This is a genomic window from Winogradskyella pacifica, assembly GCF_003386275.1.
GTDB classification, from domain to species: domain Bacteria; phylum Bacteroidota; class Bacteroidia; order Flavobacteriales; family Flavobacteriaceae; genus Winogradskyella; species Winogradskyella pacifica.
Genome location: NZ_QREI01000022.1, coordinates 1 through 3,656, shown reverse-complemented (window position 1 = coordinate 3,656; position 3,656 = coordinate 1). Strand labels below are relative to the sequence as shown.

The window sequence follows — 3,656 nt, the reverse complement described above, 5'->3', positions numbered from 1 at the left end:
TAGCTAAATCGGGATTAATATATGATGGAAATTATAAAAGTACTTTAGTGAAAAATTAATGAGTTTTTACTTGTTTTTTGCCACAGTACTTTGTTGGCAACAGTATTTTATTTAGGATATTTTACTTTTTCTCCTTTTGATATAAAAACTAAAGCATCAAAATGCTTAAACCAATTGGTTTTATTTTTCTCAAGATTAAACATTCCCTCAAATTCTTTTTCCGCATATTCTGGGCTTTTACTAATTATTTGCTTTGAGTCAATAAAATAATTTTTTTCAGTTGAAGGTAAAAAATGTAAAAGGTTCTCCTTGTCATTACTAGACTTTTCTATCCATTTAGCTTTTCTATAAGGCATATGTATTGATGAAATAGCAATGTGATAAGAAATATCAGGATTCATATTCACGAATTGACTTCCCATCGTTTGACCTTTCATAAAATCGTATTCATATTTTGCCATATGTGCATTTGCCAACCAAACAATGAATTTTTTTTCAGGCATTGTTTTAATTAGGAAATCTAGGTTTTTTGCCATTTGACTATCTCTAATTGGTATTGCTTTTTTACTGCTTTTATCAGTTGAATTTATAATTATGTCGCTTTTATAGCTTTTTAAAAATTGAGACCAAAGCTCATTTTTAATTACTGTATCATTTTTTAATAGTTTTTCAACTTCATTGATTAAGTATTCCAAACTTGATTTATCAAGAACTTTGTTTGCCTTTTTTCTGTTTTTGATATAAATTTCAGTTGTTTCGATAAAGTCTTCTTCAAAATTGACAGAGTTATCTTTTAGAAATTCAGTCAGTTTATTTGTGAAATTGGTCCAAGTATAACCAGAACCCATTTGATTATCAAAACCCCAAATAGTAACATTATGTTCTTTTAAAAATTCAAATAGTTCTTTACATTGGATAGAACGAGACCAAAAAGAATATAAATTTATTTTGCTGTGGTCAAAATAAAGTCCAAAAAAATCGGCTTCAAAAGCGATGTCTTTATATCCTTTTTCTAAAACTAAATATTTTATAAATTCAGTTTTAGCTAAAAAATCCGAACCAATGTGATGTTCAGCTTCTCCCAAGAAGACAACTTTTTTATCAATTAAATTTATATCTAAGATTTCCTTAATGTCTTCGGTTAAAAGATTTTCCATTGAGTTCAATTCATAAATATTCTGTTGAACTTGAGCAAATATTGAGTTGAATCCAAAGACTGTGAAAATGATGAAGATAATTTTTTTCATAAGTGCATATTTGATTGAGAGTCAAAAGAAAGACAGATTTAATTCTAAAACTGTTAAATATTCTTTAATTATGAAAACTTTAATTAATTGAATTAGAGTGAGTTTATATTGTTGCCAACGGTTGGGCTATGAGTAGTTGCGTGGTTTAGCACTTAACTTTGCAAGTACACACCAAACTGAAAATCCGCGAGGATTTTCAGAAGTAGGCGAGAACAAGCAATTACTTATAGCCATTGTTGTAAGCCGTTTTTTATTCCTTTATTGTTGCAAATTTGTCAATATTATTCTCGATTAAATCTGCAACTTGTTTGTACAGTTTTTTCTTAAATTCTTTGTCGTAATAATAATCTTCAATCTTTTCGGTCGATTTTAATTCTTTATATCCATCTGCGAACGAATTCCATCTTTTTTCCCAATCTTTGGATTCATCATTAAAAACTGCTTTTAGTTCGCTAATTTTTGACGATTTCCCAGTTAATTCTTTCAATACGTTTTCATAGTCAGTTTCCAATTCCGTCATTTTTAGTTCGTCCCAAGTTTCCGCAACTGCAACAATAAATTCAGGTCGATTGAAAATAAATTGATAAACTCCACCATTGTCAGTATCTCCGTTAAATGATAAAAATGCCCAAAATATTTTTTGTTCACGAGTTAATTTATTCCATAATTCGTTATAGTCTTCAATTCCACTTTTTGCAACTGTTTCGTCAAAGAATTTATACATATATTCCCACATTCTGTTGTCGTATTCATCAAATTCATTCCAATCATATTTGGTCTTTGTTGAATCAAGCCACGTTTGAGGAATTTCCATTGAAATAAGTAATTCGCTTTGATTACCGTCATTTAATGAATAGAAAGTAGTTGGTTTTGTGTTTTCAGATGTAGATTCTGTCGTATTTTGTTTCTTTTTATTTAGGTAAACAAACAAAAGTCCGATTGCTATTATTATTCCGATTATTATTTTCATTGGCGTTTTTCTCAAATGGCTTACAACGGTTTGTATATGGTTTGTTGCGTGGTTTAAGCAACTAATTTAGTAAATAATTATGGACAAATAAAGTCCACGAGGACTTTCGTAAGTAGACAAGAAGCCAGCAATAAATTATATACGGTGTTACCAAACGTATTTTTAATCAATTCAGGTGCATTTATAATAGTGCTTTTTATTCTTGACATTGTAAACTTTCAAAGCGCAGAAGTTAAATTAAGGCAAAAAAAAACCTAGAGCACAATGTCTAGGTTCTGTATAATTTTTTATAGTGCAACACTAAAGCGTAATGAATAGCTAGGCACTTTATATTTGCAAATATACAAGATTTACATCTTATAACCAATTTTATCTGTAATTATTAATTTAATCGTCTCGTTATTTTCGTATTCTTTGAACAATTTATTTATTTCAATGTTCATTTCATTATGTCTTTCCTCAGATATATTTTTTAAAATAAAGGATATTGTTTTTATTCCAGCATCTAATGATTGATTATTGTTATCGTTAAATTTAGTTCTAGGGATTTTGTATATACCTTGAGGGAAATTCAAATCATATAATACTCCTGCGTGAGCACAAATATTTCGAATAAATTTTATAGTATGAATGAAGTTTATAAAAGTATTAAGGTTATTTAATCCATAAAGCTTTGAAATTTCTTTTTTTAATTCCTCACTTTTCAATGCATTAAAAACAGTAACGATTGCTCCAAATGTCAAAAACTCAAAAGTTTTCCAAGTAGGTGCATATATATCATTCCTGTGTTTTATATGATGAAGTTTTATTTGTTTATTCTCATCTTTAAATTTATCTGTGTATAGTTTTGTATCTAAGTTGTTTATAAACCAACGAGCCATTATTTTTGGATTGGAATACCATATAGGGTCTTCTTTATGTTTATTAGAAGTATAATAAATAATTTTAGTTCTAAAGTTAACTTCTATACGCTTTAAATATTTAAGTAAAACATTTCTTAAATCTACGTCTAAATAATAAAGGTTAATTATATTCGAAAATAAAGTGCCTTTTTCAAGATTATGGTCCTTGTCTATTTCAAAAGGAAACCAATAAAAACCAAGTCTATAATAACCGATGTCTAACAGTATTTCTTCAGCTTTTTCTTCTCCGCAATCGAAAATCATTCCTCTTTCTTTTAGAACTACTATTTGTTCTTTTGCGGTTGTTGCTTTTTTACCCATTTTAATTTATCGTGACTTATAATTTTAATAAAATATAAATATATTGTTTTACTTGTTACTATTCTTTTTTTATTTGATTAAATTACGTTTGCTAATAACCGTATGAGTGGTTATGTTTGGTAACGTGTTTCTTTAGTTTGTAATAAATATCTTTATATAGAAAAAGAGGAGAACTATAACGTGTTTTAGATTAGTGATCCCTTACACGTACGAGTC

Annotated in this window: 3 protein-coding genes; all 3 read right to left on the bottom strand. The window is 28.0% G+C overall.

Annotation, left to right across the window (positions count from 1 at the left end):
* Positions 1–107 precede the first annotated feature (107 nt).
* Complete coding sequence (locus DFQ09_RS18465) at positions 108–1,247, bottom strand: erythromycin esterase family protein (protein WP_115813080.1); 1,140 nt, start codon at positions 1,245–1,247, stop codon at positions 108–110.
* A 250-nt stretch (positions 1,248–1,497) separates the two neighbouring features.
* Positions 1,498–2,217, bottom strand: a complete 720-nt coding sequence (locus DFQ09_RS18460) for a DMP19 family protein (protein ID WP_115813078.1) — start codon at positions 2,215–2,217, stop codon at positions 1,498–1,500.
* Positions 2,218–2,567: 350 nt separating this feature from the next.
* The gene (locus DFQ09_RS18455) at positions 2,568–3,440 is read right to left on the bottom strand and encodes an Abi family protein (protein WP_115813076.1); all 873 of its coding nucleotides are present in this window, start codon (positions 3,438–3,440) and stop codon (positions 2,568–2,570) included.
* Positions 3,441–3,656 lie beyond the last annotated feature (216 nt).

Excerpts from the sequence above, each read along its gene's own strand:
- DFQ09_RS18465 (WP_115813080.1), bottom strand. The coding sequence starts at position 1,247 with ATGAAAAAAATTATCTTCATCATTTTCACAGTCTTTGGATTCAACTCA.
- DFQ09_RS18460 (WP_115813078.1), bottom strand. The coding sequence starts at position 2,217 with ATGAAAATAATAATCGGAATAATAATAGCAATCGGACTTTTGTTTGTT.
- DFQ09_RS18455 (WP_115813076.1), bottom strand. The coding sequence starts at position 3,440 with ATGGGTAAAAAAGCAACAACCGCAAAAGAACAAATAGTAGTTCTAAAA.